We start from the raw sequence: 25,437 nt of genomic DNA, 5'->3' as shown, positions 1-25,437 counted from the left end.
TTACGACGGAGGTCACGGAGTTTCAGGAAATAATAAAGAATCGCGCAACAGATGATCGTTACCGCGACGGCGGGTAAAGCCGATGCGGTTGAAGTATTCCAGGATCTGGATCGCCAGCTTGCGCCCCACGTTCAGCCGATCGCGGAAATCCGCTGCGCAGGTCGAGCCGCGCGCCTGATCCAGTTCGCGGATCAGGTTGGCAAACGCCACAATGCGATCGTTACGGTAGTAACGATCTTTCACGATCGCGACGATGAGCCCCTGCTGCGCCGCATGGCGCAATACCTGGCGCATCACCTGCTCGTCGGTGTTGGTTTCGCGAGCCAGATCGCGAACCCACCACGGCTCATCGCCAAACAGCGGGGCCGCTTTTTGCCATATGGCCTCTTGCTCGGCGGTGAATCCGGCCTTGTGATCCGGCAGGTGCAGCCAGCCGTGGTGGCTTTTAATCACTCCGCTTTCACGCATGTTTTCGATCAGCAGCAGCACCAGCGCATCGTCTTCCATCGGCAGCGCCATACGTCGCAGACGCTCGCGCCCCGGGCCAGGCTCGTCCTGATGCTGTTCATGGTAAGTCGCGAGCGTGTTCAGTATCTTACGCTGCCAGTGCGCAGCAACCGGGGCATTGAGCAGGCTGTTGCCGGCCTGAATAAAGCCCGGCTCCTGGGTCAGCTGGCGTAAGCCTTCCCCACTCAGCTGGCGTGCCCATGCAAAATCACGCAGATTCACCGCCCCGCGATCGAGGTGCACCCGCAGCGCGGCGTTATCATCGCTGGCCTGCGCCAGCGCGGCCAGCCACTGCAGATATTCCGGCTTACGCTTGCCGCGTCGGGGTGGGTTAAGCGCCACCACGCGCGCGCCCGCCAGCGTTTCCCTTGCAGAAATGTCACGCAGTACCAGACGATCGTTATCTGCCAGCCAGAGCGGCGAATCGAATACCAGCTCGGCAAGGTCGTTTTCCAGTAGCGACACGCGCCCGGTGATATGGCTTGCCGCGTGGTGAATATGCAGCGGCTGCCATTGGGTCAGCGGCATGTGTGTCTGCAGGGAGACAATCACGCGTTCAGACGGTTCCGGCGGGGCATCGGCCAGCAGCCAGTCTCCGCGATTAAGCTGCTCTTTTTCCGCATCCCCGGCAATGTTCAGCGCGATACGCTGCCCGGCGTGGGCACGGTCAGCGGGCTGGTTTTGTGCATGCAGCCCGCGCACGCGCATCGGTTTATTCACGCCCGTCAGCCAGAGCGTATCTCCCACGCTGACTTCACCACTCAGCGCGGTGCCGGTCACGACCAGCCCCGCACCTTTTACGGTAAACGCCCGATCGATCGCCAGACGGAAACGATGATGGCTGGCGTGGTCGCGTGATGAAAGGTGCTGCAAATGGTGGCGAAGTTCGTCGATACCATGCCCTTCTGTCGCCACGGTGACAAAAAGCGATACGTCGGCAAAACCATACTCCCGCAGAGTCGCCTGGACCGTTTCGCGCACCTCGCTGATGCGCGCATCATCCACGCGATCGGCTTTGGTCAGCGCCACGGTCAGCTGCGGGTTGCCGGTTAGCTGCAGGATCGCCAGGTGCTCGCGGGTTTGCGCCATCACGCCGTCATCGCAGGCCACCACCAGCAGGGCATGATCGATGCCGCCCACGCCCGCCAGCATGTTGGACAGAAACTTTTCATGCCCCGGCACATCAATAAAGCCCAGCACGCGACCATCAGGCTGGGGCCAGTAGGCATAGCCCAGATCGATGGTCATGCCGCGCTTTTTCTCTTCCGGCAGGCGATCGGCGTTTACGCCGGTAATGGCCTGCAGTAACGTGGTTTTTCCGTGGTCGACGTGACCGGCGGTGGCAATAATCATTTCAACAACATCTCCAGAAATCGCTCTTCATCTTCAAGGCAGCGCAGATCCAGCCACATTCGGCCGTCGTAAATCCGCCCGATAACCGGCGTCGAGAGACCGCGCCAGCGCGACGACAGCGCCTCAAGCTGGCTGCCGCGCCCGTCACGCGGCGTGAACGTCAGCGCCTCACTCGGCAGCCTGTCCACCGGCAGCGACCCGCTGCCAATCTGCGACTGGCAGGGCTCAATGCGAACGTCAAAATCGGGGTAATGCGCGGCGACGCGCGGCAGCAGTAACTCGGCCTGGGCGCGAATCGAGGCGGCATCGCGGCTTAACAGACGCAGCGTGGGCAGGCGGTCGACCAGTTTTTCCGGGTGGAGATAGAGCCGCAGCGTCGCTTCCAGCGCGGCAAGCGTCATTTTATCGGCGCGCAGGGCGCGCTTAAGCGGGTGCTGCTGCAGCTGCGCAATCAGCTCGCGCTTGCCGACGATAATCCCGGCCTGCGGCCCGCCCAGCAGTTTGTCGCCGGAAAAGCTGACCAGGCTCACGCCCGCCGCAATCATCTCTTGCGGCATCGGCTCTTTTGGCAGCCCGTACAGGCTCAGATCCACCAGCGAGCCGCTGCCGAGATCGGCAATCACCGGAATATTCAGTTCGCGCCCAATCGCCGCCAGCTCCGCCTCTTCAACCGTTTTGGTGAAGCCTTCAATATGGTAATTACTGGTGTGAACCTTCATCAACAGGGCGGTATTTTCATTCACCGCCGCGCGATAGTCTTTCGCATGGGTACGGTTTGTCGTGCCCACTTCATGTAGCGTGCAGCCTGCCTGGCGCATCACGTCCGGAATACGAAACGCTCCGCCAATCTCCACCAGCTCGCCGCGGGACACCACTACCTCTTTACCACTGGCGGTGGCCGCCAGCATCAGCAGCACCGCGGCGGCGTTGTTATTCACAATGCAGGCATCTTCCGCGCCGGTCAGCTGGCACAGCAGCTCCGCCAGCGCACGGTCGCGGTGCCCGCGCCCGGCACCGTCCAGATCGTACTCCAGCGTCACGGACGTTCGCATGGCCTGCACAACCGCGGCAACGGCCTCTTCCGCCTGCTGCGCGCGCCCCAGGTTGGTATGCAGCACGGTACCCGACAGGTTTATCACCGGGCGTAACGCGCTTTGCGCCTTCTCATCCAGCCGCTGTTCAACTTCCTGCTCCCACGCGCTACACCAGTCGGGCAAGGCGTTTTCTGCCTGAATCGCGCAGCGGGCTTCGTCCTGAAGCAGGCGTAACATTTCCACCGTCGCGGTATGGCCGAAACGCTCAACAACAGCATGAATGCGGGGTTCGCGAAGAAGACGGTCGGTAGCGGGGATCTGGCTGTACAGCGAATGATGAGTAGTCATGAAAGCGCCTGGCGAGTAAATATCTTCCCCCCTCCCGACGGGAGAGGGAGTTAACATGTGAGGGGATTGTACCGCCTCCGACGGCGAAGTGTTATAACCCGCGTCAAGCCTTTGGCGGTTCGGTACGGGCAAAGCTCTCGCGACTAAACAGCGTGTCTGCAAGCTTCACCAGCAGCGGACGGTCGACGCACCAGCCCGGGGAGACGCGGCGGAAGTTGAGATAACCAATCGCGCAGGCGATGGCGATGGTCCCCAGGTTCAGGCTGTCGGTGTCGATCTTACCCTCCCGGATTAGCTGTTCGCATCTGTCCAGGCTGCGGCTGATTTTTTCCCGCTGGCGTAACAGTTCCGTTTCCGACTGCTGGGCGGCGGGCCTTGCCTGTTCCCGTACGGAGGTTAACGCCGCATCCATAATGCCATCGGCCAGGGCTTCAACCTGCTTCACCGCCAGCGCCGCTTTTGGGTCTGCTGGAAGCATTGCCGGGGCAACGCCCAGCAGCTCGATATACTCCGCAATAATCGGGGAATCAAACCAGTATTCGCCCTCGTCCGTGACCAGCGCCGGGACTTTCCCCAGCGGGTTGTACTGCGCGACGCCGTTTTCCGCGTTGTAGGGCTGTTCATTCACGAATTCAAATTCAATCCCTTTCTCCAGCAGGAGAATCGAGATTTTTCGCACGAAGGGACTGGTATAGCTGCCGATGAGTTTCATTGCCTGATCCTTGATGCCGGAAAAAAGTCAGTATGGATCAAGCGATGAAAAAAGGGCAGGTCTGCATGTCGCATTCCTGCCCTGGAAGGATTAGTGATCGAGGTAGAGGTAGTGCATCCAGCTGGTCATACGCAGCAGTACTTTACGCATAACCGAGACGTGGGCGAAGTGGTCCGAATAGACCGCCACCTGGGCATAGATACCATCCGGCAGGGCATCGACTTCGGCGTTGGGTTCCAGCTCAATAAGTGCCTGAACGCCGTCCGTTCCCGGCACCACCGTCAGCGACTGCAGCGCGCCCTGCGCCTGATAGGTTCCCCCCGGCACCACCGGCAGAATACTGGTGAGCTTCCCGGAGAACACCTGGCCCGGCAGCGCGTTAAACACCACTTCCGCTTCATCGCCCGGTTTCAGACGCAGCAGCGAGTTCTGGCGGAACTGGGCCACAATCTGACGCTTCTGTTCAGGAATGAAGACCATCACCGGACGCAGAGGCAGCGCGGCGGCATAGGTCCCGGGACGGATCAGCACCTGGGTGATGTAACCATCGCTCGGCGCACGCACTACAGTCTGGTCCAGGTTATATTTGGCTTCGGCAAGCTGGGCACGTAACGAAGCAATCTGTGACTGCTCGCCGTTCACCATGCTGTCTAACTGGCTTTGAATCTGCACCTGCTCAGCCACGGAGCCTTTCACCATGGCATCCTGTGCCAGATAGTTTTGCCGCGCGTTGTCGATATCGCTTTCAGAGAAAGGATTCACCTTCGCCTGGCTGCCTTTCAGGTAGCGCTGATAATCTTTATAGAGGCGATCGCGCTCAGCGGAGACGCGTGTGGTATTGGCAACCGCTTCCGACAGCTGCGCTTTCAGGTTATCGATATTGTGCGTCGCGGTTACCAGGTCAGCCTGGAGTCTGTCGACGCGCGCCTGGTAGCGGCCAGGATCCAGTTTAAATAACACTTCGCCTTTTTTAATAAGCTGGTTATTTTTATCCGTGACTTCACTGACCACACCGGTCACCTGCGGCGTGATTGGAATAGAAATAACCGCTTTTTGCGCCGTAAAGGTATACGGATGGTTATAGTTCATTAACAGAATAAGACCGGCAACAATAAATACGCCGCCTAATGTTGCGGTGGCAAGCGTCCACTGGTTGACCGGAATTCGGAATATTTTAAAAATGGCCCAGGCAAATGCCACGTAGGTCAAAATAATCAACAGATCCATGATTAGCGCTCCAGCGTGTTCTTATCAGCAGTGGGCTGTACTGCAGCCAGCTTTTGTTCGAGTTCCGCCACGCGTTTGGCCAGCGCATCCATGCCCGGAACTTCATCAGGCTTTGTAATGTGGTTTTGCATGCCCCAGCCGCGATCTTCGCGGTACAGCGTGGCCCAAATCCACAGGAATGGCCAGATGGCATGGAGTGTAAACAGGCTAATCCAGCCTGCTGTATGAATGGCATCGGCATGCGGATGGTTACGCTTTTTGGCCATATTATAAGGAATATCATGGATGGCGATGATTCCGTAAAAGAGAACCAGAAATACAAAAATCAATACGCCCAGCGCAAAATAGTTGAGAAACATATTCTCCTCACTTAAACAACGTCAACTCATTAAATTAATAAAACGGTACGCAACCTAATTAATTTTTTATAAACACGGGGTTGTGCTTACTATTTCCGAGCCGGGGAGTATCGGTTTTTATAATATCTCCATGCAAGTTTATAAGCGTGTCAAAATATATCCTGAATAATAATAGACTTAACCTTACAATATGAGCGTAATCCACCTTTTAACTTTTCGCCATACCACACATCAAAAGTGGTTTTTTAGCTTATCGTGTCGTGCAATATCATCCTGGCGCTGAATCGCGAAGCAGAGTTTGCCGCCGATCACAGCCGGAGAAATCCGCATAAAAATATTTTGTGAAATCAGTCACAATCCAGAAACAAACCCATCAGAATAAAACGTGACAACAATCACATAAAAGGGTGGATTTTGCTTTTTTTGTCGCCATTGTATTTTTTTTGGTCGCAAATTTTGTGATTGAGATCACTCCATTGATATCCCTACCCCCTGACTTTACGTGACACACATCACACAAATTTTCCCTGTCTGGACAGTTGAACGATTCAGTGCCAGATTTCACAGCATCAGAACAGGGTCCGGCTACCTCTGCCGCCTCATTAACAATAAACCTCGGGCCGCAAGCCTAAGCGTAAACAGAAGAAGGGGTGTTTTATGTCATCCGATTTCAAGATCAAAGTTCAAAGCTTTGGTCGTTTCCTCAGCAACATGGTGATGCCAAATATCGGCGCGTTTATCGCGTGGGGTATCATCACCGCATTGTTCATTCCGACAGGGTGGTTGCCTAACGAAACGCTGGCGAAACTTGTTGGCCCAATGATTACCTATCTCCTGCCGCTGCTCATCGGTTTCACCGGGGGTCGTCTGGTGGGCGGTGACCGTGGTGGCGTCGTGGGTGCTATCACAACCATGGGTGTTATCGTCGGTGCAGATATGCCGATGTTCCTCGGTGCGATGATTGCCGGTCCTCTGGGCGGCTGGGCGATTAAGAAATTCGACGTCTGGGTTGATGGTAAGATCAAATCCGGCTTCGAAATGCTGGTGAACAACTTCTCTGCGGGCATCATCGGGATGATCCTCGCCATTCTGGCGTTCCTCGGCATTGGCCCTGCGGTTGAAGTGCTGTCCAAAATTCTGGCGGCAGGCGTTAACTTCATGGTGGCGCACGAGATGCTGCCGCTGGCGTCTATCTTCGTTGAACCGGCGAAAATCCTGTTCCTTAACAACGCCATCAACCACGGCATCTTCTCGCCGCTGGGTATCCAGCAGTCTCACGATCTCGGCAAGTCTATCTTCTTCCTGATTGAAGCCAACCCGGGTCCAGGTATGGGCGTTCTGCTGGCGTACATCTTCTTTGGCCGTGGCAGCGCTAAACAGTCTGCTGGCGGCGCGGCGATCATCCACTTCCTGGGCGGTATCCACGAAATTTACTTCCCTTACGTGCTGATGAACCCACGTCTGATCCTGGCCGTTATCCTCGGCGGTATGACCGGTGTGTTCACCCTGAGCGTGCTGGGCGGCGGTCTGGTTTCTCCGGCCTCTCCGGGTTCTATCCTGGCGGTACTGGCGATGACGCCAAAAGGCGCTTACTTCGCGAACCTCGCGGCTATCTTTGCGGCAATGGCCGTCTCCTTCGTGGTCTCTTCTATCCTGCTGAAAACCAGCAAAGTGAAAGAAGATGATGACATCGAAGCCGCAACCCGTCGTATGCACGACATGAAAGCCGAATCCAAAGGCGCGACGCCACTGGCAGCCGGTGATGTCTCTAACGACCTGAGCCACGTGCGTAAAATCATCGTAGCCTGCGACGCCGGTATGGGGTCCAGCGCAATGGGTGCAGGCGTGCTGCGTAAGAAAGTGCAGGATGCGGGCCTGACCAACATCTCCGTGACCAACAGCGCCATTAACAGCCTGCCGCCGGATGTTGACCTGGTTATCACGCACCGCGATCTGACCGAACGCGCCATGCGTCAGGTACCACAGGCACAGCATATTTCGCTGACCAACTTCCTCGACAGCGGCCTGTACACCAGCCTGACCGAACGTCTGGTTGCCGCGCAGCGTCACGAAGACAACGAAGTGAAAGTGCGCTCCAGCCTGCAGGACAGCTTTGACGAGAGCAACGCCCACCTGTTTAAGCTGGGTGCGGAAAACATCTTCCTCGGTCGTACCGCGGCCACTAAAGAAGAAGCGATTCGCTTTGCCGGTGAGCAGCTGGTGAAAGGCGGCTACGTTCAGCCTGAATATGTCGACGCGATGCTGGAACGCGAAAAACTGACCCCGACCTATCTGGGCGAATCCATCGCGGTGCCGCACGGTACGGTTGAAGCGAAAGATCGCGTCCTGAAAACCGGCGTCGTATTCTGTCAGTACCCGCAGGGCGTTCGCTTCGGTGAAGAAGAAGACGACATCGCCCGTCTGGTGATTGGTATCGCCGCTCGCAACAACGAGCACATTCAGGTGATTACCAGCCTGACCAACGCGCTGGATGATGAGTCCGTCATTGAGCGTCTGGCCAACACCACCAGCGTTGAAGAAGTTCTGGCTCTGCTTAACAAATAACGGTACTCCTCCCTCTCCCCCGGGGAGAGGGCTAGGGTGAGGGGAAAACGTTCCTCACCCCAGCCCTCTCGGGTAAAAACATTGATGAAGGTTAACACTATGAAAGCATTACATTTTGGCGCAGGTAATATCGGTCGTGGTTTTATCGGTAAACTGTTGGCAGACGCGGGCATTACCCTGACATTCGCCGATGTGAATCAGGTTGTCCTGGATGCCCTGAATGCCCGTCATAGCTATCAGGTCCATGTGGTCGGTGAAAACGAGCAGGTTGAGACGGTATCTGGCGTCAACGCGGTCAGCAGTATCGGCGACGACGTTATTGACCTTATCGCCAGCGTCGATCTGGTCACCACCGCCGTGGGTCCGGTTGTGCTTGAGCGCATCGCCCCTGCGGTCGCGAAAGGCCTGGCAAAACGTAAAGCGCAGGGTATCGATACCCCGCTGAACATCATCGCCTGTGAAAACATGGTGCGCGGCACCACGCAGCTGAAAGGCCACGTGCTCAACGCTGTGGCAGACGAAGACAAAGCCTGGGTGGAAGCGCACGTGGGTTTTGTGGATTCCGCCGTGGATCGCATCGTTCCGCCTTCCGAATCCGCGACCAACGATCCGCTGGAAGTGACCGTAGAAACCTTCAGCGAGTGGATCGTCGATAAAACCCAGTTTAAAGGCGCGCTGCCGACCATTCCGGGAATGGAATTAACCGATAACCTGATGGCATTTGTCGAACGCAAACTCTTCACGCTGAACACCGGGCATGCTATAACCGCGTACCTCGGAAAATTGGCCGGTCATCAGACCATTCGTGACGCGATCCTCGATGAGAAGATCCGCGCGGTGGTAAAAGGGGCAATGGAAGAGAGCGGCGCGGTGTTGATTAAACGCTACGGTTTCGATGCGGATAAACACGCAGCATACATCCAGAAAATCCTCGGTCGCTTTGAAAACCCGTATCTGAAAGATGACGTTGAGCGCGTGGGCCGCCAGCCGCTGCGTAAGCTGAGCGCGGGCGACCGCCTGATTAAGCCGCTGCTGGGCACGCTGGAATACGGTCTGCCGCACGCCAACCTGGTGAAGGGGATTGCCGCCGCAATGCACTACCGCAGCGAGCAGGACCCACAGGCGCAGGAACTGGCTCAGCTGATTGATACCCAGGGCGCGCAGGCTGCGCTGGCGCAGATTTCCGGTCTGGACGCCAACAGCGACGTGGTTGTGGAGGCGGTTAACGCATACAACGCAACCAAATGATGCACAATGCGGCGCAGGTTAGCCTGCGCCCGGATAACAGATTGTCAGATATGCAGGCAATAATGGAACAAACCCAGGCCTTTGAAAATCGTGTGCTTGAGCGTCTGAATGCTGGCAAAACCGTACGAAGTTTCCTGATTGCCGCCGTCGAGCTGTTAACCGAGGCGGTGAATATCCTGGTGCTTCAGGTGTTTCGCAAAGACGACTACGCGGTAAAATATGCTGTAGAACCGTTACTGGACGGAGACGGACCGCTGGGCGATTTATCCGTGCGTCTGAAGCTGATTTATGGTCTTGGCGTGCTGAACCGACAAGAGTATGAAGATGCGGAGCTGCTAATGGCGCTGCGCGAAGAACTCAATCATGACGGTAATGAATACATCTTTACCGACGATGAAATCCTGGGGCCGTTCGGCGAGCTGCACTGCGTCACCGCGCTTCCTCCGGCACCGCAGTTTGATAACAGCGATCCTGAGCTCTATGCGATGCAAAAGCTGCGTTATCAACAGGTTGTCCGTTCCACGATGGTTCTCTCCCTGACTGAGCTGATTTCCCGAATCAGCTTAAAAAAAGCGTTTCAGAAGTAAGCCTGCTCACATTGGTGTATCCTTCCCTGTAAATTCCCCGTTTTCAGAGTTATTTGTCATGAAAGAAGTCGAAAAGAACGAAATTAAACGCCTGAGCGACCGCCTGGATCTCATCCGCCATCAGATGGCGGGCCTGTCGCTGGTCGATTCCGCCGAGAAGTACGCCGAGCTTGAAAAAGAGACCGCGAAGCTGGAAGCAGAGATCGAGCGCCTGCGCGAAGTCAAAGGCCAGAAGCTGAGCAAAGAAGCGCAGAAGCTGATGAACATGCCGCACCGTCGTGCGATCACCAAAAAAGAGCAGGCCGATATGGGCAAGCTGAAGAAAAGCGTCCGTGGTCTGGTGGTGGTTCACCCGATGACCGAGCTTGGCCGCGAAATGGGCCTGAAAGAGATGACGGGTTTTTGTAAGACGGCGTTCTGATTTCATGCCGGGTGGCGCTGCGCTTACCCGGCTTACTCTTTTTCCCCTTCGTGTGAATTGGTCCAACCAATAGCGCAACCAATCCTCCCCCGGTTCACAATTCCATTATTTCCGCTCACAAAACCATTGCTAGCTCATAACATCTGGTTAACCATTCATTGTCATTAACCCTACAACACAATATTGGCAGGACCACTTTTACACAGACTGTGACGCAGAGATGAGCGGAGACTCACCCGCAGCGCAGGCTGTCTGGTCCCCAGGAGACCTGCATGAGCCTCTGGCAACAAAACTACGACCCGGCCGGCAATATCTGGCTGTCGAGCCTGATCGCATCGCTTCCGATCCTGTTCTTCTTCTTTGCGCTGATTAAGCTCAAACTGAAGGGCTACCTTGCCGCGACGTACACCGTCGCCATCGCCCTGCTGGTGGCGCTGTTCTTCTACAAAATGCCGGTCGATCGCGCGCTGGCCTCCGTCGTCTACGGTTTCTTCTACGGCCTGTGGCCGATTGCGTGGATCATCATCGCCGCGGTCTTTGTCTATAAAATCTCGGTGAAAACCGGACAGTTCGACATTATCCGCTCGTCGATTCTCTCCATTACGCCGGACCAGCGCCTGCAGATGCTGATTGTCGGCTTCTCCTTTGGGGCGTTTCTGGAAGGCGCGGCAGGCTTTGGCGCACCGGTGGCGATCACCGCCGCGCTGCTGATGGGCCTGGGCTTTAACCCGCTGTATGCCGCGGGCCTGTGCCTGATTGTGAACACCGCACCGGTGGCGTTTGGTGCGATGGGTATTCCGATTCTGGTTGCGGGCCAGGTGACCGGCCTGGACAGCTTTGAGATTGGCCAGATGGTGGGGCGCCAACTGCCGTTCCTGACCATTATCGTCCTGTTCTGGATCATGGCGATTATGGACGGCTGGCGCGGCGTGAAGGAGACCTGGCCTGCGGTGATGGTGGCGGGCGGTTCGTTCGCGATTGCCCAGTACCTCAGCTCGAACTTCCTTGGCCCGGAACTGCCGGACATCATCTCTTCGCTGGTTTCCCTGGTCTGCCTGACGCTGTTCCTGAAACGCTGGCAGCCGGTCCGTATTTTCCGCTTCGCCGACATGGGCGCCTCGCAGGTCGATCAAACCCTGGCCCGCACCGGTTATACCGCAGGACAGGTGATTCGCGCCTGGTCGCCGTTCCTGTTCCTGACCGCCACGGTTACGCTGTGGAGCATCCCGCCGTTTAAAGCCCTGTTCGCCCCGGGCGGCGCGCTGTACGACATGGTGATTAACGTTTCGGTTCCGTTCCTCGACAAGATGGTCGCCCGTATGCCGCCGGTGGTGCACGCCGCCACGCCGTATGCCGCAGTCTATAAATTCGACTGGTTCTCCGCCACCGGGACCGCCATTCTGTTTGCCGCTATTCTTTCCGTGGTGTGGCTGCGCATGAAGCCTGCGGCCGCGGTGCAGACCTTTGCGTCGACGATTAAGGAGCTGATGCTGCCGATCTACTCCATCGGCATGGTGCTGGCGTTCGCGTTTATCTCGAACTACTCCGGTCTCTCATCAACGCTGGCACTGGCGCTGGCGCATACCAGCCACGCCTTCACCTTCTTCTCGCCGTTCCTTGGCTGGCTGGGGGTGTTCCTGACCGGTTCCGATACCTCGTCTAACGCCCTGTTTGCCGCGCTGCAGGCCACGGCGGCCCAGCAGATTGGCGTGTCGGATGTTCTGCTGGTGGCCGCAAATACCACCGGCGGCGTGACCGGGAAAATGATCTCCCCACAATCCATCGCCATTGCCTGTGCGGCGGTGGGACTGGTCGGTAAAGAGTCGGATCTGTTCCGCTTTACCGTGAAACACAGCCTGATATTCACCTGCATGGTCGGAGTGATCACCACCCTGCAGGCCTATGTCTTAACCTGGATGATCCCATGATAGTGATGCCCAGACGCCTGTCCGACGAGATTGCCTCTCGCGTGCGGGCGCTGATTGAAGAACAACAGCTGGAAGCGGGCATGAAGTTGCCCGCCGAACGCCAGCTCGCCGCCCAGCTTGGCGTGTCGCGCAACTCACTGCGCGAGGCGCTGGCGACGCTGGTCAGCGAAGGGGTGCTGGTAAGCCGTCGCGGCGGCGGCACCTTTGTACGCTGGCAGCATGACGACTGGTCCGAGCAAAACATCGTTCAGCCGCTGAAAACGCTGATGGAGAACGACCCGGACTACAGCTTCGACATCCTTGAAGCGCGTCACGCCATCGAAACCAGTACCGCCTGGCACGCGGCCATGCGGGCAACCGACGCCGACAAAGAGAAACTCATCGCCTGCTTTGAGGCCACGCAAAGCAGCGACCCGGACATCGCCTCCCAGGCGGACGTGCGTTTTCACCTGGCGATTGCCGAGGCGTCGCACAACGTCGTGCTGCTCCAGACCATGCGCGGGTTCTTCGACCTGCTGCAATCCTCCGTGAAGCAGAGCCGCCAGCGCATGTATCTGGTTCCGCCGGTGTTTGCCCAACTGACCGAACAACACGAGGCGGTGCTCAACGCCATTCTGGCCGGTGATGCCGAAGCCGCGCGCAAAGCGATGATGGCGCATCTCGGTTTCGTGCATACCACCATCAAACGATTCGATGAAGACCAGGCCCGACAGGCGCGTATTACCCGTCTGCCTGGCGACAGTGATATTTCCAGGGAGAACAAAGCATGATCATTTCAGCAGCCAGTGACTATCGCGCCGCGGCGCAGCGCATTTTGCCCCCGTTCCTGTTCCACTACATTGACGGCGGGGCGTATGCCGAATACACCCTGCGCCGCAACGTGGAAGATCTGTCGGAGGTGGCTCTGCGCCAGCGCGTGCTGAAGAATATGTCTGACCTGAGCCTTGAGACAAAACTGTTTAACGAAACGCTTTCCATGCCGGTCGCGCTCGCACCTGTCGGTTTATGCGGCATGTACGCCCGTCGCGGTGAAGTGCAGGCCGCCGCCGCCGCAGATGCTAAAGGCATTCCGTTTACCCTTTCCACCGTGTCCGTCTGCCCGATTGAGGAGGTTGCCCCAACCATCAAGCGGCCAATGTGGTTCCAGCTGTACGTCCTGCGCGATCGCGGCTTTATGCGTAACGCGCTGGAGCGCGCTAAAGCGGCGGGCTGCTCCACGCTGGTCTTTACCGTTGATATGCCGACCCCCGGCGCGCGCTACCGCGATGCGCACTCCGGCATGAGCGGCCCAAATGCGGCGCTCCGCCGCTACTGGCAGGCGGTAACGCATCCACAGTGGGCGTGGGACGTCGGCCTGAACGGTCGTCCACACGATCTGGGCAACATCTCGGCCTACCTTGGCAAACCGACCGGGCTGGAAGATTACATCGGCTGGCTGGCGAATAACTTCGATCCGTCCATCTCCTGGAAAGACCTGGAGTGGATCCGCGAATTCTGGGATGGCCCGATGGTGATCAAAGGGATCCTCGACCCGGAAGATGCCCGCGATGCGGTCCGCTTTGGCGCAGACGGGATTGTGGTCTCTAACCATGGCGGACGCCAGCTCGACGGGGTGCTCTCCTCCGCCCGCGCTCTGCCGGCCATTGCCGATGCGGTGAAAGGCGATATCGCCATCCTGGCCGACAGCGGGATCCGCAACGGGCTGGACGTGGTGCGTATGATTGCGCTGGGTGCCGACAGCGTGCTGCTGGGACGCGCGTATCTGTATGCCCTGGCGACGGCCGGTCAGGCAGGCGTGGCGAATCTGCTTAACCTGATCGAAAAAGAGATGAAGGTGGCGATGACGCTGACTGGTGCGAAAACCATTAGCGAAATCAGTAAGGATTCCCTGGTGCAGGAGTTAAGCAAATTACCGGCCGCGCTGGCTCCGCTTGCTCAGGGAAACGCGGCCTGAATTCTCACCCACTTTAAATTCTCTTTCTCACGCGTCCGATCTCCCCCTCGGACGCTTTTTTATGCCAAAAATAACATCCAGATAACATATTGGATAAGAAAATTTGACATCCTCCTGCCGTCCGCAATTGTATAGACAAGCAAAGACAAGAACACAAAAACAACATCACATCAGAGGGGAGCGTATGACCTATTCAGGTAAGGTGGATATTCAGCAGGTGATCGACGACAGTCGCTTTTCAGGGTTTCACTGGCTGCTCATTGTGCTGGGCTTTCTGGTTCTGGCGATCGATGGCTTTGATACGGCGGCAATGGGCTACATCGCGCCCACGCTGTCGGCAGAATGGGGGATCCATAAACAGGATCTGGGGCCGGTGCTGAGCGCGGCGCTGCTGGGGCTGTCGTTGGGCGCGCTGATCGCCGGTCCGGTATCGGACCGGATGGGCCGCAAGCGGGTGCTGGTCTTTTCGTGTCTGTTCTTCGGCCTCGCGAGCCTGGGCACGGCCTGGGCGCAAAGCCTCAATACCCTGACGCTGTGGCGCTTTCTGACGGGCCTGGGGCTCGGCGCCGCCATGCCGAATGCCATTACGCTGATCTCCGAGTTTGCCCCCCAGCGCTGCCGCGCCATGGCGATTAATACCATGTACTGCGGCTTCCCTCTAGGTGCGGCGGGCGGCGGGGCGATCTCGTCCTGGCTTATTCCCCACCACGGCTGGCGAAGCGTGCTGCTGACCGGCGCAATTGCGCCGCTGATTTTAACGCTGCTGCTGGCACTGCTGTTGCCGGAGTCGGTGAAGTTTCTGGTGCAGCGCGGGAAAGAGGTCATGCAGGTTCGCCGTATCGCCAGCCGGTTCGCCCATAGTACGCTGGAGGGCGTCACGGGCTTTTTCCTGGCGGAGGAGAAAACCGCGTCTAAAAAAGGGAGCGTGTCGCAGCTGTTTTCGATGCCCTGGCTGCCCGGCACCCTGATGCTATGGGTGACCTACTTTATGGGGCTGGTCATCTACTACGTCCTGCTGAGCTGGATGCCGACGCTGATGCAGGGTATGGGTTATGCGCTGGCGGAGTCCGCCTGGCTCACCTCGCTGTTCACCTTCGGCGGCACGGCCGGCATTCTGCTCGCCGGCTGGATGATGGACCGCTGGGAAGCGCACAAGGTTGTCGCGGGCGGGTTTATCCTGACGATGGGGCTGATCCTGCTACTCGGCATGGAGCATAACCATATCGCCCTGTTTGGCGGGTTGATTTTCCTGATGGGGATCGCGATGAACGGCGCGCAGTCGGGCATGCAGACCCTGGCCGCCACCTTTTATCCCACCGAGTGCCGCGCGACGGGCATCGCCTGGATGCAGGGGATTGGCCGCTTTGGCGGCGTGGCGGGCACCATGACCAGCGCCCAGCTTCTTTCGATGCAGTGGCAGGCAGACAGTATTTTAATGATCCTCAGCGTGCCCGCCCTGCTAGCCGCGGCGGCAACTGTCTACAAAATGCTGTACAGCCGCTCTCAGGAACCCGGCGTCGCGTAGTTCCTCTCTTTTCTGCTATCCTGCCCCCGCAATTAAGGGGGCAGCATGCTTAACATCGTTTTATTCGAACCAGAAATTCCGCCGAATACCGGCAATATTATCCGCCTGTGCGCCAACACCGGTTTTCGTCTGCACATCATTGAGCCAATGGGCTTTACGTGGGACGACAAACGCCTGCGCCGCGCGGGGCTGGATTATCATGAATTTACCGCCGTTATTCGCCACCACGATTACGCCGCGTTTCTGGAAGCTGAGCTGCCGCAGCGCATGTTCGCCCTGACCACCAAAGGTACGCCAGCGCACAGCGCCGTAAGCTATCAGGAGGGTGACTATCTGATGTTTGGCCCGGAAACCCGCGGCCTGCCTGCCACGATTCTGGATGCCCTGCCCGCTGAGCAGAAAATCCGTATTCCGATGATGCCGGACAGCCGCAGCATGAACCTGTCGAATGCGGTGTCGGTAGTGGTGTATGAAGCATGGCGCCAGTTGGGTTATCCTGGCGCTATTCTAAGGTAGGCCCGGTAAGCGCAGCGCCACCGGGCAAAATGTCAGATGCCGTCACCATACTCAAACGTATGGTGAATACCGTTGAAGTGCTGATCCATATCCATGGACGGCTTGTCGCTGTCTGGCTTACCGACGATGCGCGCCGGTACGCCAGCGGCGGTGGTGTGCGGCGGAACCGGCTGGAGCACCACGGAGCCTGCGCCGATTTTCGCGCCGCGTCCGACTTCGATATTGCCGAGGATTTTGGCACCCGCGCCTATCATCACCCCTTCGCGAATTTTCGGATGGCGATCGCCGCTGGTTTTCCCGGTACCGCCCAGGGTAACCGACTGCAGGATCGAGACGTCGTCTTCAATCACCGCCGTTTCACCGACAACAATCCCGGTGGCGTGGTCGAGCATGATCCCACGGCCAATCTTCGCCGCCGGGTGAATATCAACCTGAAACGTCACGGAAACCTGGTTTTGCAGGAAGATGGCCAGCGCGCGGCGGCCTTCATTCCACAGCCAGTGCCCAATGCGGTACGCCTGCAGGGCGTGGAAGCCTTTCAGGTACAACAGCGGGGTAGAATATTTATCGACCGCCGGGTCACGCGTGCGCACAGCCTGGATATCACAGGCGGCAGAGGCGATCATTTCCGGGTCAGCGGCGTAAGCCTCCTCCACCACCTCACGAATGGCAATCGCGGGCATGATCGAGGACGCCAGCTTGTTGGCGAGCATATAGCTGAGCGCGCTGCCGAGGTTTTCGTGCTTGAGTAGCGTTGCGTGGTAGAAACTGGCCAGCATAGGCTCACAGTCGGCCAGCGCCCGGGCTTCGGCTTTAATGTTGTTCCAGACGATATCCAGTTCTTCACACGGCATTGCTAACTCCAGACGATAGTATAATGACCAGCCAGTTCTGCGCTGGCTGGGTCATTCAGGTGACAACGGTTCCGACTAGTTACTGCTGCGCTCGTCCTTGCGCGCACGACCTAATAAGGTCAATGCTGCCTCGCGCGCATTTTTTCCGCAATACAATACCTGATAAATTTCCTCGGTTATTGGCATTTCGACACCGAAACGGTGCGCCAACTCGCGGACTTCTTTGGTATTGCGGTAGCCTTCAACCACCTGGCCAATCTTCTCCTGCGCGTCTTTCACATCGCTGCCCTGTCCGAGCATCATGCCAAAGCGGCGGTTACGAGACTGGTTGTCGGTACAGGTCAGCACCAGGTCGCCCAGGCCAGCCATCCCCATAAAGGTGGCCGGATCGGCACCCAGCGCTTCGCCCAGGCGGGACATCTCGGTCAGACCGCGGGTGATCAGCGCCGTACGGGCGTTGGCACCAAAACCTATGCCGTCGGACATCCCGGCACCAATCGCAATCACGTTCTTCACCGCCCCACCCAGCTGCACGCCGATAAAATCGGGGTTGCTGTAGACGCGGAAGCTCTTGCCGCAGTGCAGCAATTGCTGGAGATCGTCGGAGAAGGCCTGGTCGGTGGAGGCCAGCGAAATCGCCGTCGGCAGGCCAGCGGCCAGCTCTTTGGCAAAGGTCGGGCCGGAGATGACCGCCAGCGGGATCGCATCACCCAGGGCTTCGCGGGCAACGTCCTGCAGCAGGCGTCCGGTTTCGGCTTCCAGTCCTTTTGTCGCCCAGACAATGCGCGCATCCGGGCGCATCAGCGGCTTAATCTGACGCAGCACGTCGCCAAAGACATGGCTCGGAACCACAATCAGAATGTTGCGGCTGGCCGCCAGCGCGGTCGCAAGGTCGCTTTCAAGGTGCAGGGAGTCAGGGAACGGAACATCCGGGAGAAACGCGACGTTGCAACGATCGCGCTGCAGCGTGGCGATATGTTTTGGGTCGTGGCCCCACAGGACCACCTCGTGACCATTTCTTGCCAGAGTAATGGCAAGAGCGGTGCCGTATGAGCCGGCACCGATCACAGTCATTGACGCATTAACAGTGCTCATCAGGCATCCTGATGTTGTTCAGCACCTTCGCCAGCCTGCTGCTGCAGATAGTTCATGAACAGCGCATCAAAATTAACTGGCGCAAGGTTCAGTTGCGGGAATGTACCGCGAGAAACCAGGCTGGTGATGCATTCACGCGCATACGGGAACAGAATGTTCGGGCAGTACGCACCCAGGCAATGCGCCATCTGGTTGCCTTCGATGCCGCCGATAGAGAAGATACCGCCCTGCTGTACTTCACACAGGAATGCAGTTTCTTCGCCCAGAGAGGCGGTAACGGTCACACGCAGCACGACTTCATACACGTCATCTGCCAGCTGGGTAGATGCGGTATCCAGATCAAGTTTAACCTCTGGCTGCCAATCTTTCTGGAAAACGTGTGGCGCATTTGGCGCTTCGAAAGAGACATCTTTGGTGTAGATACGCTGGATCTGGAAAGTCATCTCGGTGTTGTTTTGTTCTGACATGGAAATACCCTTTTTAATTGTCCTAAAGTCTCTTAGCTCAGCAGCGGATCGAGTCCACCACGGGCGTCGAGCGCATACAAGTCATCACAGCCGCCAATGTGCTGCGCATCAATAAAAATCTGTGGAACCGTCGTACGACCACTACGTTGGATCATCTCTTCGCGTTTAATCGCGTCACCGTCGATCGGCAGTTCCTGGAACGTGACGCCTTTACTGTTCAGCAGCGCTTTCGCACGATGGCAGAACGGGCACGTCGCTTTGGTATAGATCTCAATATGGGCCATGACTGAACTCCTTATTTACCGCGCACCAAAGGAAGATTTTCCCCGCTCCAGCCGGAAATACCTTCTTTCAGCACCGTTACGTTTTCGAAGCCTGCTTTATGAAGCGCGCTGGCAGATTCCTGTGCCTGCATGCCGGTCGCATCCACAACGATAATCGGCTGGGCTTTGTGTTTTTCAAGCTCACCGACGTTGTTCGCTTTGATTTCAGCTGGCAACAGGTTGATTGCGCCCGCAATGTGACCTTTGCGGAAATCGTCACGCTGACGCAGATCGACAACGACGGCATCTTCTTTGTTAATCAGACGCGTCGCTTCACCACGGGTGATAACCTTAATCTTAGACGTCAGGCTCTTAAATGTGGTGAACAGCACAGCAGCCAGCAGGCCAATCCACGCGATGCTCAGAACCGGATGGCGGCTAACGAATTGCATAATTTCTTGCATGGAGGGTAACTACTCCCGACTAAGTGATAAAAAAAACCAGGACAGGAGTATACCTGTGCGTTCTGGCAAATACAGCCAGCGACCCTAACCTAATCCATTTTCTGCGGCATGCCACCTAAAAAAATGCCTCAAAATGGTCTGGTCAGCACCTTGCCCCTGCGCTTTCTTTGATCTTCTGCGGCTATTTGATCGATTCAGCTGTAGTAAAATTACGCAAATTTTGACTCTTGAGCATGAGGTTGTCGCAATGTCGGTTTCTAAAAAACCTATGGTACTGGTGATTCTGGATGGCTATGGCTACCGTGAAGACAGCCAGGATAACGCTATTTTCAACGCCAAAACCCCGGTCATGGATGCCCTGTGGGCAAAACGTCCGCATACGCTGATTGACGCGTCTGGCCTGGAAGTGGGCCTGCCGGACCGCCAGATGGGCAACTCCGAAGTCGGTCACGTTAACCTGGGCGCCGGGCGTATTGTGTACCAGGACCTGACGCGTCTGGACGTTGAAATCAAAGAACGCACCTTCTTCTCCAACCCAACGCTGTCGGGCGCGGTTGATAAAGCCGTTGCCGCTGGCAAGGCCGTTCACATCATGGGCCTGCTCTCTGCTGGCGGCGTTCACAGCCACGAAGATCACATCATGGCGATGGTTGAGCTGGCCGCTGAACGCGGTGCGGAAAAAATCTATCTGCACGCCTTCCTGGACGGTCGCGACACGCCACCACGCAGTGCAGAAGGCTCCCTGAAAGCCTTTGAAGACAAATTCGCCGCGCTGGGCAAAGGCCGGGTAGCGTCTATCATTGGCCGTTACTACGCCATGGACCGCGACAACCGCTGGGATCGCGTTGAACAGGCCTATGACCTGCTGACCCTGGCAAAAGGGGAATTCCAGTTCGCGACCGCCGTTGAAGCGCTGGAAGCCGCCTACGCACGTGATGAAAACGACGAATTTGTGAAAGCATCCGTGATCCGTGCTGAAGGCCAGGCCGATGCCGCGATGGAAGACGGCGATGCGCTGATCTTCATGAACTTCCGCGCTGACCGCGCGCGCGAAATCACTCGTGCGTTCGTCAACAGCGACTTCGACGGTTTTGCCCGTAAGAAAGTGGTTAACATCAACTTCATCCAGCTGACCGAATACGCGGCAGACATCAAAGCCCCATGCGCGTACCCACCCGCCTCGCTGGCCAATACCTTCGGTGAGTGGATGGCGAAGAACGACAAAACGCAGCTGCGTATTTCCGAAACGGAAAAATACGCACATGTGACCTTCTTCTTTAACGGCGGCGTTGAAGAGCCGTTCAAAGGCGAAGAACGCATTCTGATCAACTCCCCGAAAGTCGCCACTTACGATCTGCAGCCAGAGATGAGCTCTGCAGAATTGACTGAAAAACTGGTTGCGGCCATCGAGAGCGGTAAGTACGACACCATCATCTGTAACTATCCGAACGGCGACATGGTCGGTCATACCGGGGTGATGGAAGCGGCAGTGAAAGCGGTTGAAGCGCTGGACCACTGCGTTGAGCAGGTGGCGAAAGCGGTTGAGTCCGTTGGCGGCCAGCTGCTGATCACCGCGGATCACGGTAACGCTGAACAGATGCGCGACCCGGCGACCGGCCAGGCGCACACCGCCCACACCAACCTGCCGGTTCCGCTGATTTATGTGGGTGATAAATCAGTGAAAGCCGTAGAAGGCGGCAAGCTTTCTGACATCGCGCCAACCATGTTGTCGCTGATGGGGATGCCGCTCCCTGAAGAGATGACTGGTAAGCCGCTGTTCATCGTGGAATAATCGCTCCCCATGAGGGGAAAGGCGATTTTTTCAATCACATGGGTCGTGAAGCCGCTTAGGTTATCAGTCAGACCTCTGTTTTACGCCAGCGCACTCAGCGCTGGCGTATTGCTGTGCGCCGCATCCGCCCACGCGGATGACCGCGACCAGCTGAAATCCATTCAGGCCGATATCGCCGCCAAAGAGCGTGCGGTACGCCAGCAGCAGCAGCAGCGCGCCGCCCTGCTCGCCCAGCTTAAGCAGCAGGAAGAGGCCATCTCCGCTGCCACGCGTAAACTCCGTGAAACGCAAAACACCCTCGCCCAGCTGAATAAGCAGATCGACGAGATGAACGCGTCGATTGCCAAACTCGAGCGCCAGCGCGATGCGCAGGAGCGCAATCTTGCGGCACAGCTTGATGCCGCATTCCGCCAGGGTGAACATACCGGACTCCAGCTGATCCTCAGCGGCGAAGAGAGCCAGCGCGGCCAGCGCCTGCAGGCCTACTTTGGCTATCTGAACCAGGCGCGTCAGGAGACGATCGCGCAGCTGAAGCAGACGCGCGAAGAGGTCTCCACGCAAAAAGCCGAACTGGAAGAGAAGCAGAGCCAGCAGCAGACGCTGCTTTACGATCAGCAGGCCCAGCAGGCGAAGCTTGAGCAGGCGCGCAACGAGCGTAAGAAAACCCTGGCCGGTCTCGAGTCCTCGATTCAGGAAGGACAGAGCCAGCTGAGCGAAATGCGCGCCAACGAATCCAAACTGCGTAACAGCATCGCCCGTGCGGAAGCCGCAGCGAAAGCGCGCGCCGAAAAAGAGGCTCGCGAGGCGCAGGCCGTTCGCGACAAGCAGCAGGAAGCCTCCCGCAAAGGCACCACCTACAAGCCAAGCGAAAGTGAACGTTCCCTGATGTCGCGTACCGGCGGCCTGGGCTCACCTCGCGGTCAGGCTTTCTGGCCCGTTCGCGGTTCAATTCTGCATCGCTATGGCGAACAGCTGCAGGGTGAGCTACGTTGGAAAGGGATCGTTATCGGTGCGTCTGAAGGTAGCGAAGTGAAAGCGATTGCCGATGGTCGCGTGATTCTGGCCGACTGGCTGCAGGGTTACGGACTGGTGGTGGTGGTCGAACACGGTAAAGGTGATATGAGCCTTTACGGCTACAACCAGAGCGCGCTGGTCAGCGTCGGCACGCAGGTGCGCGCGGGCCAACCCATCGCCCTTGTGGGCAGCAGTGGCGGTCAGGGCCGCCCGTCACTCTATTTCGAAATTCGTCGTCAGGGTCAGGCGGTCAATCCACAGCCGTGGTTGGGAAGATAAGTTTTGCTTCAATTTCGTCGAATCGTTTTCTCCGTCGTCAGCACGCTGGCGCTGGCTGCACCGGTATACGCAGGTAAGCTCGCTATCGTGATTGATGACTTTGGTTATCGTCCGCACTATGAAAATCAGGTGCTGGCGATGCCGTCAGCCATCTCCGTCGCCGTCCTGCCGAATGCCCCCCACGCGCGTGAGATGGCGACCAAAGCCCACAGCAGCGGGCATCAGGTTCTCATCCACCTGCCCATGGCCCCGCTCAGCAAGCAGCCGCTGGAAAAAGACACTCTGCGCCCGGATATGAGCAGCGAGGAGATCGAGCGCATCATCCGCGACGCCTACAACAAGGTGCCGTATGCCGTAGGGTTGAACAACCATATGGGCAGCGCGATGACCTCCAGCCTGTACGGGATGTTAAAAGTGATGCAGGCGCTGGAGCGTTACAATCTCTACTTCCTCGACAGCATGACCATCGGCAACAGCCAGGCGATGCGCGCTGCTCAGGGAACGGGCGTAAAGGTGATTAAGCGCAAGGTGTTCCTGGATGACACCCAGAACGAAGCCGATATTCGTATGCAGTTCAATCGCGCGGTACAGCTGGCCCGCCGCAATGGTTCGGCCATTGCCATCGGTCACCCGCACCCGTCGACCGTCCGCGTCCTGCAGCAAATGCTGCCGACCTTACCTTCCGATATCACGCTGGTGCGCCCGAGCGATCTGCTTAACGAGCCGCAGGTGGATACCTCTACGCCGAATTCTGCGCAGCCCGTGCCGACTGCACCGCGTAATCCGTTCCGCGGCGTGAAACGCTGCGTACCGAAGCAGCCGCTTGAACCGGTCTACGCGACCCGCTTCTTCTCTGTCATCGGAGAAAGCATCAGTAACAGTACGCTGGTGAAATACGTCCAGCAGCAGTGGCAGGGATGGGGTAAGAAAGCCTGACCGCCTGACGCTTATTTCGCAATCTGAGAGTCCGTCTGCTCATTCGCAACGGGCTCTTTTTTCTCCTGATGCTGATACCAGGATTTGAAATACTTCAAAAAGCTGTAGGCTGTAGCATACAGACCCGTCACGACCCCAACCTTGCCCTGACGCCAGGCTCCGCTGAACAGATACCATTTGAAGAACGCCCCGATGGCGCTGATGATGCCGCGTCCGATCGAAGGGCGAGCCGGCTGGTACTTCACCAGCCGGGTGGTGTAGCTGTTGAGCTTGTTGAACACTTCATGAAGGTTATAAAACGTGTCGTGACGCACCCGCCCCGGCATTTTCATGGCGACAATCTTGCCTTCAACTTTGTCATCCACGGGTCGTTGGTTGAAGCGAGCCTGGGTACGATTGAACAGCCGCACCGGGAAATCAGGAGAGGAAACAGGGTAGATTGTACGCACCTCCTCACCCAGCACGTGCCAGTACCGGGCGATACGCCAGGCGCGATCGGCGGAAGGTTCATCCCCGGCTTTCAGGGTCAGAATAAAGTCGACAGTCTCCGCGTCCAGAATCTCGTCGCTATCCATGCAAAGCACCCAGTCATTGCTCGCCAGATCGATCGCATGGTTCATCTGCACGCCATGCATAGCATAGGGGTGATGATGAAGGGAGAGCCCGTACTCGCGGCAAATAGAAAGAGTGGCATCCGTACTGCCGGAATCCAGAACGACAATTTCATCTGCCACCGTCAGCAGCGGAGGAATCACCTCGCGCAGCAAACGCGCAGAATTACAGGTCAATAAACAAACGGTAAGCTTGAACATAGGCGCTGTAAACTTAAACGGATAATCAACAAACTTTATAAGTGTGCGGGTAAAAAAGCGAAGGAAAAATCGAAATAATCTGATTGCGGATGTAAGAAACGTGAAGAGGTCGTAAAAAAAGCGCCCGAAGGCGCTTTCTCTGTTACTCCCAGCTCAGGATCACTTTCCCTGACTGGCCGGAACGCATCGCGTCAAAGCCCTGCTGGAACTCATCGATGGAGAAACGGTGAGTAATAATCGGGGACAGATCCAGACCTGACTGGATCAGCGCCGCCATCTTGTACCAGGTCTCGAACATCTCGCGGCCGTAGATACCCTTGATGAACAGCCCTTTGAAGATCACTTTGTTCCAGTCGATGGACATATCCGACGGCGGGATACCCAGCATCGCGATACGGCCACCGTGGTTCATGGTGTCGAGCATGGTGCGGAACGCCGGCGGCGCGCCGGACATCTCCAGACCCACGTCGAAGCCCTCGGTCATGCCCAGCTCTTCCATCACGTCGGTCAGGCTCTCTTTCGAGACATCCACCGCGCGGGTGACGCCCATTTTGCGCGCCAGCGACAGACGGTATTCGTTCACGTCGGTGATCACAACGTTGCGTGCACCCACGTGCTTCGCCACGGCAGCGGCCATAATGCCGATTGGGCCCGCACCGGAGACCAGCACGTCTTCACCCACCAGATCGAAGGAGAGCGCCGTGTGTACCGCGTTGCCGAACGGGTCGAAGATGGAGGCCAGATCGTCAGAGATATTGTCCGGAATTTTGAACGCGTTAAAGGCCGGTATCACCAGGTATTCCGCGAAGCAGCCCGGACGGTTTACGCCCACGCCGATGGTATTGCGGCACAGGTGCGTACGCCCACCGCGGCAGTTACGGCAGTGGCCGCAGGTAATATGACCTTCACCGGAAACGCGGTCGCCGATTTTGAAGCCTTTCACTTCCTGGCCGATACCCACCACTTCACCGACATATTCGTGACCGACAACCATCGGTACAGGAATGGTTTTCTGCGACCACTGGTCCCAGTTGTAGATGTGAACGTCAGTACCGCAGATAGCTGTTTTACGAATTTTGATCAGCAGATCGTTATGACCGACTTCCGGTTCCGGCACGTCGGTCATCCAAATCCCTTCTTCCGCTTTCAGTTTGGATAACGCTTTCATCACACGTCC

At 57.4% G+C, this 25,437-nt stretch carries 24 protein-coding genes; 12 read left to right on the top strand and 12 right to left on the bottom strand.

Annotated elements, in window-relative coordinates; all coding sequences use genetic code 11:
• Window positions 1–12: 12 nt before the first annotated feature.
• From selB to ACMGGU_RS22180, 5 genes are all read right to left on the bottom strand, one after another.
• Complete coding sequence (selB, locus tag ACMGGU_RS22200) at window positions 13–1,860, bottom strand: selenocysteine-specific translation elongation factor (protein ID WP_420300926.1); 1,848 nt, start codon at window positions 1,858–1,860, stop codon at window positions 13–15.
• The gene (gene selA, locus ACMGGU_RS22195) at window positions 1,857–3,242 is read right to left on the bottom strand and encodes an L-seryl-tRNA(Sec) selenium transferase (RefSeq protein ID WP_420300925.1); all 1,386 of its coding nucleotides are present in this window, start codon (window positions 3,240–3,242) and stop codon (window positions 1,857–1,859) included. Before selA ends, selB begins: the two co-directional genes overlap by 4 nt.
• Before the next feature lie 103 nt (window positions 3,243–3,345).
• The gene (locus tag ACMGGU_RS22190; protein WP_045907894.1) at window positions 3,346–3,954 is read right to left on the bottom strand and encodes a glutathione S-transferase; all 609 of its coding nucleotides are present in this window, start codon (window positions 3,952–3,954) and stop codon (window positions 3,346–3,348) included.
• 90 nt (window positions 3,955–4,044) lie between these two features.
• Window positions 4,045–5,181: an HlyD family secretion protein gene (locus ACMGGU_RS22185; RefSeq protein WP_223580904.1), complete on the bottom strand. Its 1,137-nt coding sequence runs from the start codon at window positions 5,179–5,181 to the stop codon at window positions 4,045–4,047.
• Window positions 5,182–5,183: 2 nt separating this feature from the next.
• Window positions 5,184–5,540 carry a DUF3302 domain-containing protein gene (locus ACMGGU_RS22180; protein WP_008502729.1) on the bottom strand — a complete coding sequence of 119 codons (357 nt, stop codon included), beginning with the start codon at window positions 5,538–5,540 and terminating at the stop codon, window positions 5,184–5,186.
• Between the two features lie 657 nt (window positions 5,541–6,197).
• Here ACMGGU_RS22180 and ACMGGU_RS22175 point away from each other — a divergent pair.
• From ACMGGU_RS22175 to trmL, 9 genes are all read left to right on the top strand, one after another.
• Window positions 6,198–8,105: a PTS mannitol transporter subunit IICBA gene (locus ACMGGU_RS22175; RefSeq protein WP_045907896.1), complete on the top strand. Its 1,908-nt coding sequence runs from the start codon at window positions 6,198–6,200 to the stop codon at window positions 8,103–8,105.
• Window positions 8,106–8,204: 99 nt separating this feature from the next.
• Window positions 8,205–9,353 carry a mannitol-1-phosphate 5-dehydrogenase gene (gene mtlD / locus ACMGGU_RS22170; RefSeq protein WP_045907897.1) on the top strand — a complete coding sequence of 383 codons (1,149 nt, stop codon included), beginning with the start codon at window positions 8,205–8,207 and terminating at the stop codon, window positions 9,351–9,353.
• Window positions 9,350–9,940, top strand: coding sequence for a mannitol operon repressor MtlR (gene mtlR, locus ACMGGU_RS22165; RefSeq protein ID WP_420300924.1), 591 nt, complete (start codon window positions 9,350–9,352; stop codon window positions 9,938–9,940). The genes mtlD and mtlR overlap by 4 nt, the downstream gene beginning before the upstream one ends.
• A gap of 58 nt (window positions 9,941–9,998) precedes the next feature.
• Window positions 9,999–10,361: a YibL family ribosome-associated protein gene (locus ACMGGU_RS22160; RefSeq protein WP_008502724.1), complete on the top strand. Its 363-nt coding sequence runs from the start codon at window positions 9,999–10,001 to the stop codon at window positions 10,359–10,361.
• Window positions 10,362–10,633: 272 nt separating this feature from the next.
• Window positions 10,634–12,289, top strand: a complete 1,656-nt coding sequence (gene lldP, locus ACMGGU_RS22155) for an L-lactate permease (protein WP_343666774.1) — start codon at window positions 10,634–10,636, stop codon at window positions 12,287–12,289.
• The gene (lldR, locus tag ACMGGU_RS22150; protein WP_023294814.1) at window positions 12,286–13,059 is read left to right on the top strand and encodes a transcriptional regulator LldR; all 774 of its coding nucleotides are present in this window, start codon (window positions 12,286–12,288) and stop codon (window positions 13,057–13,059) included. Before lldP ends, lldR begins: the two co-directional genes overlap by 4 nt.
• On the top strand, window positions 13,056–14,243 hold the full coding sequence (lldD, locus tag ACMGGU_RS22145; RefSeq protein WP_023334042.1) for a quinone-dependent L-lactate dehydrogenase: 1,188 nt from the start codon (window positions 13,056–13,058) through the stop codon (window positions 14,241–14,243). The genes lldR and lldD overlap by 4 nt, the downstream gene beginning before the upstream one ends.
• A gap of 184 nt (window positions 14,244–14,427) precedes the next feature.
• On the top strand, window positions 14,428–15,768 hold the full coding sequence (locus ACMGGU_RS22140; RefSeq protein ID WP_420300923.1) for an MFS transporter: 1,341 nt from the start codon (window positions 14,428–14,430) through the stop codon (window positions 15,766–15,768).
• 45 nt (window positions 15,769–15,813) lie between these two features.
• Window positions 15,814–16,284 carry a tRNA (uridine(34)/cytosine(34)/5-carboxymethylaminomethyluridine(34)-2'-O)-methyltransferase TrmL gene (gene trmL, locus ACMGGU_RS22135; RefSeq protein WP_069720506.1) on the top strand — a complete coding sequence of 157 codons (471 nt, stop codon included), beginning with the start codon at window positions 15,814–15,816 and terminating at the stop codon, window positions 16,282–16,284.
• Between the two features lie 32 nt (window positions 16,285–16,316).
• On the opposite strand, the gene cysE is transcribed toward trmL, so the two are convergent.
• From cysE to ACMGGU_RS22110, 5 genes are all read right to left on the bottom strand, one after another.
• Window positions 16,317–17,138 carry a serine O-acetyltransferase gene (gene cysE / locus ACMGGU_RS22130; RefSeq protein WP_008502718.1) on the bottom strand — a complete coding sequence of 274 codons (822 nt, stop codon included), beginning with the start codon at window positions 17,136–17,138 and terminating at the stop codon, window positions 16,317–16,319.
• 75 nt (window positions 17,139–17,213) lie between these two features.
• The gene (gene gpsA / locus ACMGGU_RS22125; RefSeq protein WP_045907901.1) at window positions 17,214–18,233 is read right to left on the bottom strand and encodes an NAD(P)H-dependent glycerol-3-phosphate dehydrogenase; all 1,020 of its coding nucleotides are present in this window, start codon (window positions 18,231–18,233) and stop codon (window positions 17,214–17,216) included.
• Complete coding sequence (gene secB / locus ACMGGU_RS22120; protein WP_003860835.1) at window positions 18,233–18,700, bottom strand: protein-export chaperone SecB; 468 nt, start codon at window positions 18,698–18,700, stop codon at window positions 18,233–18,235. Before secB ends, gpsA begins: the two co-directional genes overlap by 1 nt.
• A 32-nt stretch (window positions 18,701–18,732) precedes the next feature.
• Complete coding sequence (gene grxC, locus ACMGGU_RS22115; RefSeq protein WP_008502715.1) at window positions 18,733–18,984, bottom strand: glutaredoxin 3; 252 nt, start codon at window positions 18,982–18,984, stop codon at window positions 18,733–18,735.
• Window positions 18,985–18,995: 11 nt separating this feature from the next.
• Entirely contained in the window at window positions 18,996–19,427 is a 432-nt protein-coding gene (locus ACMGGU_RS22110) for a rhodanese-like domain-containing protein (protein ID WP_023309913.1), read from the bottom strand.
• A gap of 247 nt (window positions 19,428–19,674) precedes the next feature.
• Between ACMGGU_RS22110 and gpmM the strand changes: the two genes are divergently transcribed.
• Genes gpmM through ACMGGU_RS22095 form a run of 3 tightly spaced genes read left to right on the top strand, consistent with a single transcriptional unit; the run spans window position 19,675 to window position 23,448 of the window.
• Window positions 19,675–21,219, top strand: coding sequence for a 2,3-bisphosphoglycerate-independent phosphoglycerate mutase (gene gpmM, locus ACMGGU_RS22105; RefSeq protein ID WP_420300922.1), 1,545 nt, complete (start codon window positions 19,675–19,677; stop codon window positions 21,217–21,219).
• Between the two features lie 33 nt (window positions 21,220–21,252).
• Window positions 21,253–22,512: a murein hydrolase activator EnvC gene (gene envC / locus ACMGGU_RS22100; RefSeq protein ID WP_025910576.1), complete on the top strand. Its 1,260-nt coding sequence runs from the start codon at window positions 21,253–21,255 to the stop codon at window positions 22,510–22,512.
• 3 nt (window positions 22,513–22,515) lie between these two features.
• On the top strand, window positions 22,516–23,448 hold the full coding sequence (locus ACMGGU_RS22095) for a divergent polysaccharide deacetylase family protein (protein WP_069720508.1): 933 nt from the start codon (window positions 22,516–22,518) through the stop codon (window positions 23,446–23,448).
• A gap of 11 nt (window positions 23,449–23,459) precedes the next feature.
• Here the strand turns inward: ACMGGU_RS22095 and ACMGGU_RS22090 are convergent, their stop codons facing one another.
• Window positions 23,460–24,260 (bottom strand): glycosyltransferase family 2 protein, encoded by an 801-nt coding sequence (locus tag ACMGGU_RS22090; RefSeq protein ID WP_045907904.1) that lies wholly within the window; start codon window positions 24,258–24,260, stop codon window positions 23,460–23,462.
• A gap of 142 nt (window positions 24,261–24,402) precedes the next feature.
• A complete protein-coding gene (gene tdh, locus ACMGGU_RS22085) occupies window positions 24,403–25,428 on the bottom strand; it encodes an L-threonine 3-dehydrogenase (RefSeq protein WP_024906616.1) in 1,026 nt (341 codons plus the stop codon).
• Window positions 25,429–25,437: the final 9 nt, after the last annotated feature.

Origin of the sequence: Enterobacter sp. BNK-8, assembly GCF_048685095.1 — a bacterium.
Classification (GTDB): Bacteria; Pseudomonadota; Gammaproteobacteria; order Enterobacterales; family Enterobacteriaceae; genus Enterobacter; species Enterobacter quasiroggenkampii.
The sequence above is the reverse complement of the archived record's forward strand: the minus strand, read 5'-3'. Positions and strand labels throughout refer to the sequence as shown.

Excerpts from the sequence above, each read along its gene's own strand:
- selB (WP_420300926.1), bottom strand. The coding sequence starts at position 1,860 with ATGATTATTGCCACCGCCGGTCACGTCGACCACGGAAAAACCACGTTA.
- selA (WP_420300925.1), bottom strand. The coding sequence starts at position 3,242 with ATGACTACTCATCATTCGCTGTACAGCCAGATCCCCGCTACCGACCGT.
- ACMGGU_RS22190 (WP_045907894.1), bottom strand. The coding sequence starts at position 3,954 with ATGAAACTCATCGGCAGCTATACCAGTCCCTTCGTGCGAAAAATCTCG.
- ACMGGU_RS22185 (WP_223580904.1), bottom strand. The coding sequence starts at position 5,181 with ATGGATCTGTTGATTATTTTGACCTACGTGGCATTTGCCTGGGCCATT.
- ACMGGU_RS22180 (WP_008502729.1), bottom strand. The coding sequence starts at position 5,540 with ATGTTTCTCAACTATTTTGCGCTGGGCGTATTGATTTTTGTATTTCTG.
- ACMGGU_RS22175 (WP_045907896.1), top strand. The coding sequence starts at position 6,198 with ATGTCATCCGATTTCAAGATCAAAGTTCAAAGCTTTGGTCGTTTCCTC.
- mtlD (WP_045907897.1), top strand. The coding sequence starts at position 8,205 with ATGAAAGCATTACATTTTGGCGCAGGTAATATCGGTCGTGGTTTTATC.
- mtlR (WP_420300924.1), top strand. The coding sequence starts at position 9,350 with ATGATGCACAATGCGGCGCAGGTTAGCCTGCGCCCGGATAACAGATTG.
- ACMGGU_RS22160 (WP_008502724.1), top strand. The coding sequence starts at position 9,999 with ATGAAAGAAGTCGAAAAGAACGAAATTAAACGCCTGAGCGACCGCCTG.
- lldP (WP_343666774.1), top strand. The coding sequence starts at position 10,634 with ATGAGCCTCTGGCAACAAAACTACGACCCGGCCGGCAATATCTGGCTG.
- lldR (WP_023294814.1), top strand. The coding sequence starts at position 12,286 with ATGATAGTGATGCCCAGACGCCTGTCCGACGAGATTGCCTCTCGCGTG.
- lldD (WP_023334042.1), top strand. The coding sequence starts at position 13,056 with ATGATCATTTCAGCAGCCAGTGACTATCGCGCCGCGGCGCAGCGCATT.
- ACMGGU_RS22140 (WP_420300923.1), top strand. The coding sequence starts at position 14,428 with ATGACCTATTCAGGTAAGGTGGATATTCAGCAGGTGATCGACGACAGT.
- trmL (WP_069720506.1), top strand. The coding sequence starts at position 15,814 with ATGCTTAACATCGTTTTATTCGAACCAGAAATTCCGCCGAATACCGGC.
- cysE (WP_008502718.1), bottom strand. The coding sequence starts at position 17,138 with ATGCCGTGTGAAGAACTGGATATCGTCTGGAACAACATTAAAGCCGAA.
- gpsA (WP_045907901.1), bottom strand. The coding sequence starts at position 18,233 with ATGAGCACTGTTAATGCGTCAATGACTGTGATCGGTGCCGGCTCATAC.
- secB (WP_003860835.1), bottom strand. The coding sequence starts at position 18,700 with ATGTCAGAACAAAACAACACCGAGATGACTTTCCAGATCCAGCGTATC.
- grxC (WP_008502715.1), bottom strand. The coding sequence starts at position 18,984 with ATGGCCCATATTGAGATCTATACCAAAGCGACGTGCCCGTTCTGCCAT.
- ACMGGU_RS22110 (WP_023309913.1), bottom strand. The coding sequence starts at position 19,427 with ATGCAAGAAATTATGCAATTCGTTAGCCGCCATCCGGTTCTGAGCATC.
- gpmM (WP_420300922.1), top strand. The coding sequence starts at position 19,675 with ATGTCGGTTTCTAAAAAACCTATGGTACTGGTGATTCTGGATGGCTAT.
- ACMGGU_RS22090 (WP_045907904.1), bottom strand. The coding sequence starts at position 24,260 with ATGTTCAAGCTTACCGTTTGTTTATTGACCTGTAATTCTGCGCGTTTG.
- tdh (WP_024906616.1), bottom strand. The coding sequence starts at position 25,428 with ATGAAAGCGTTATCCAAACTGAAAGCGGAAGAAGGGATTTGGATGACC.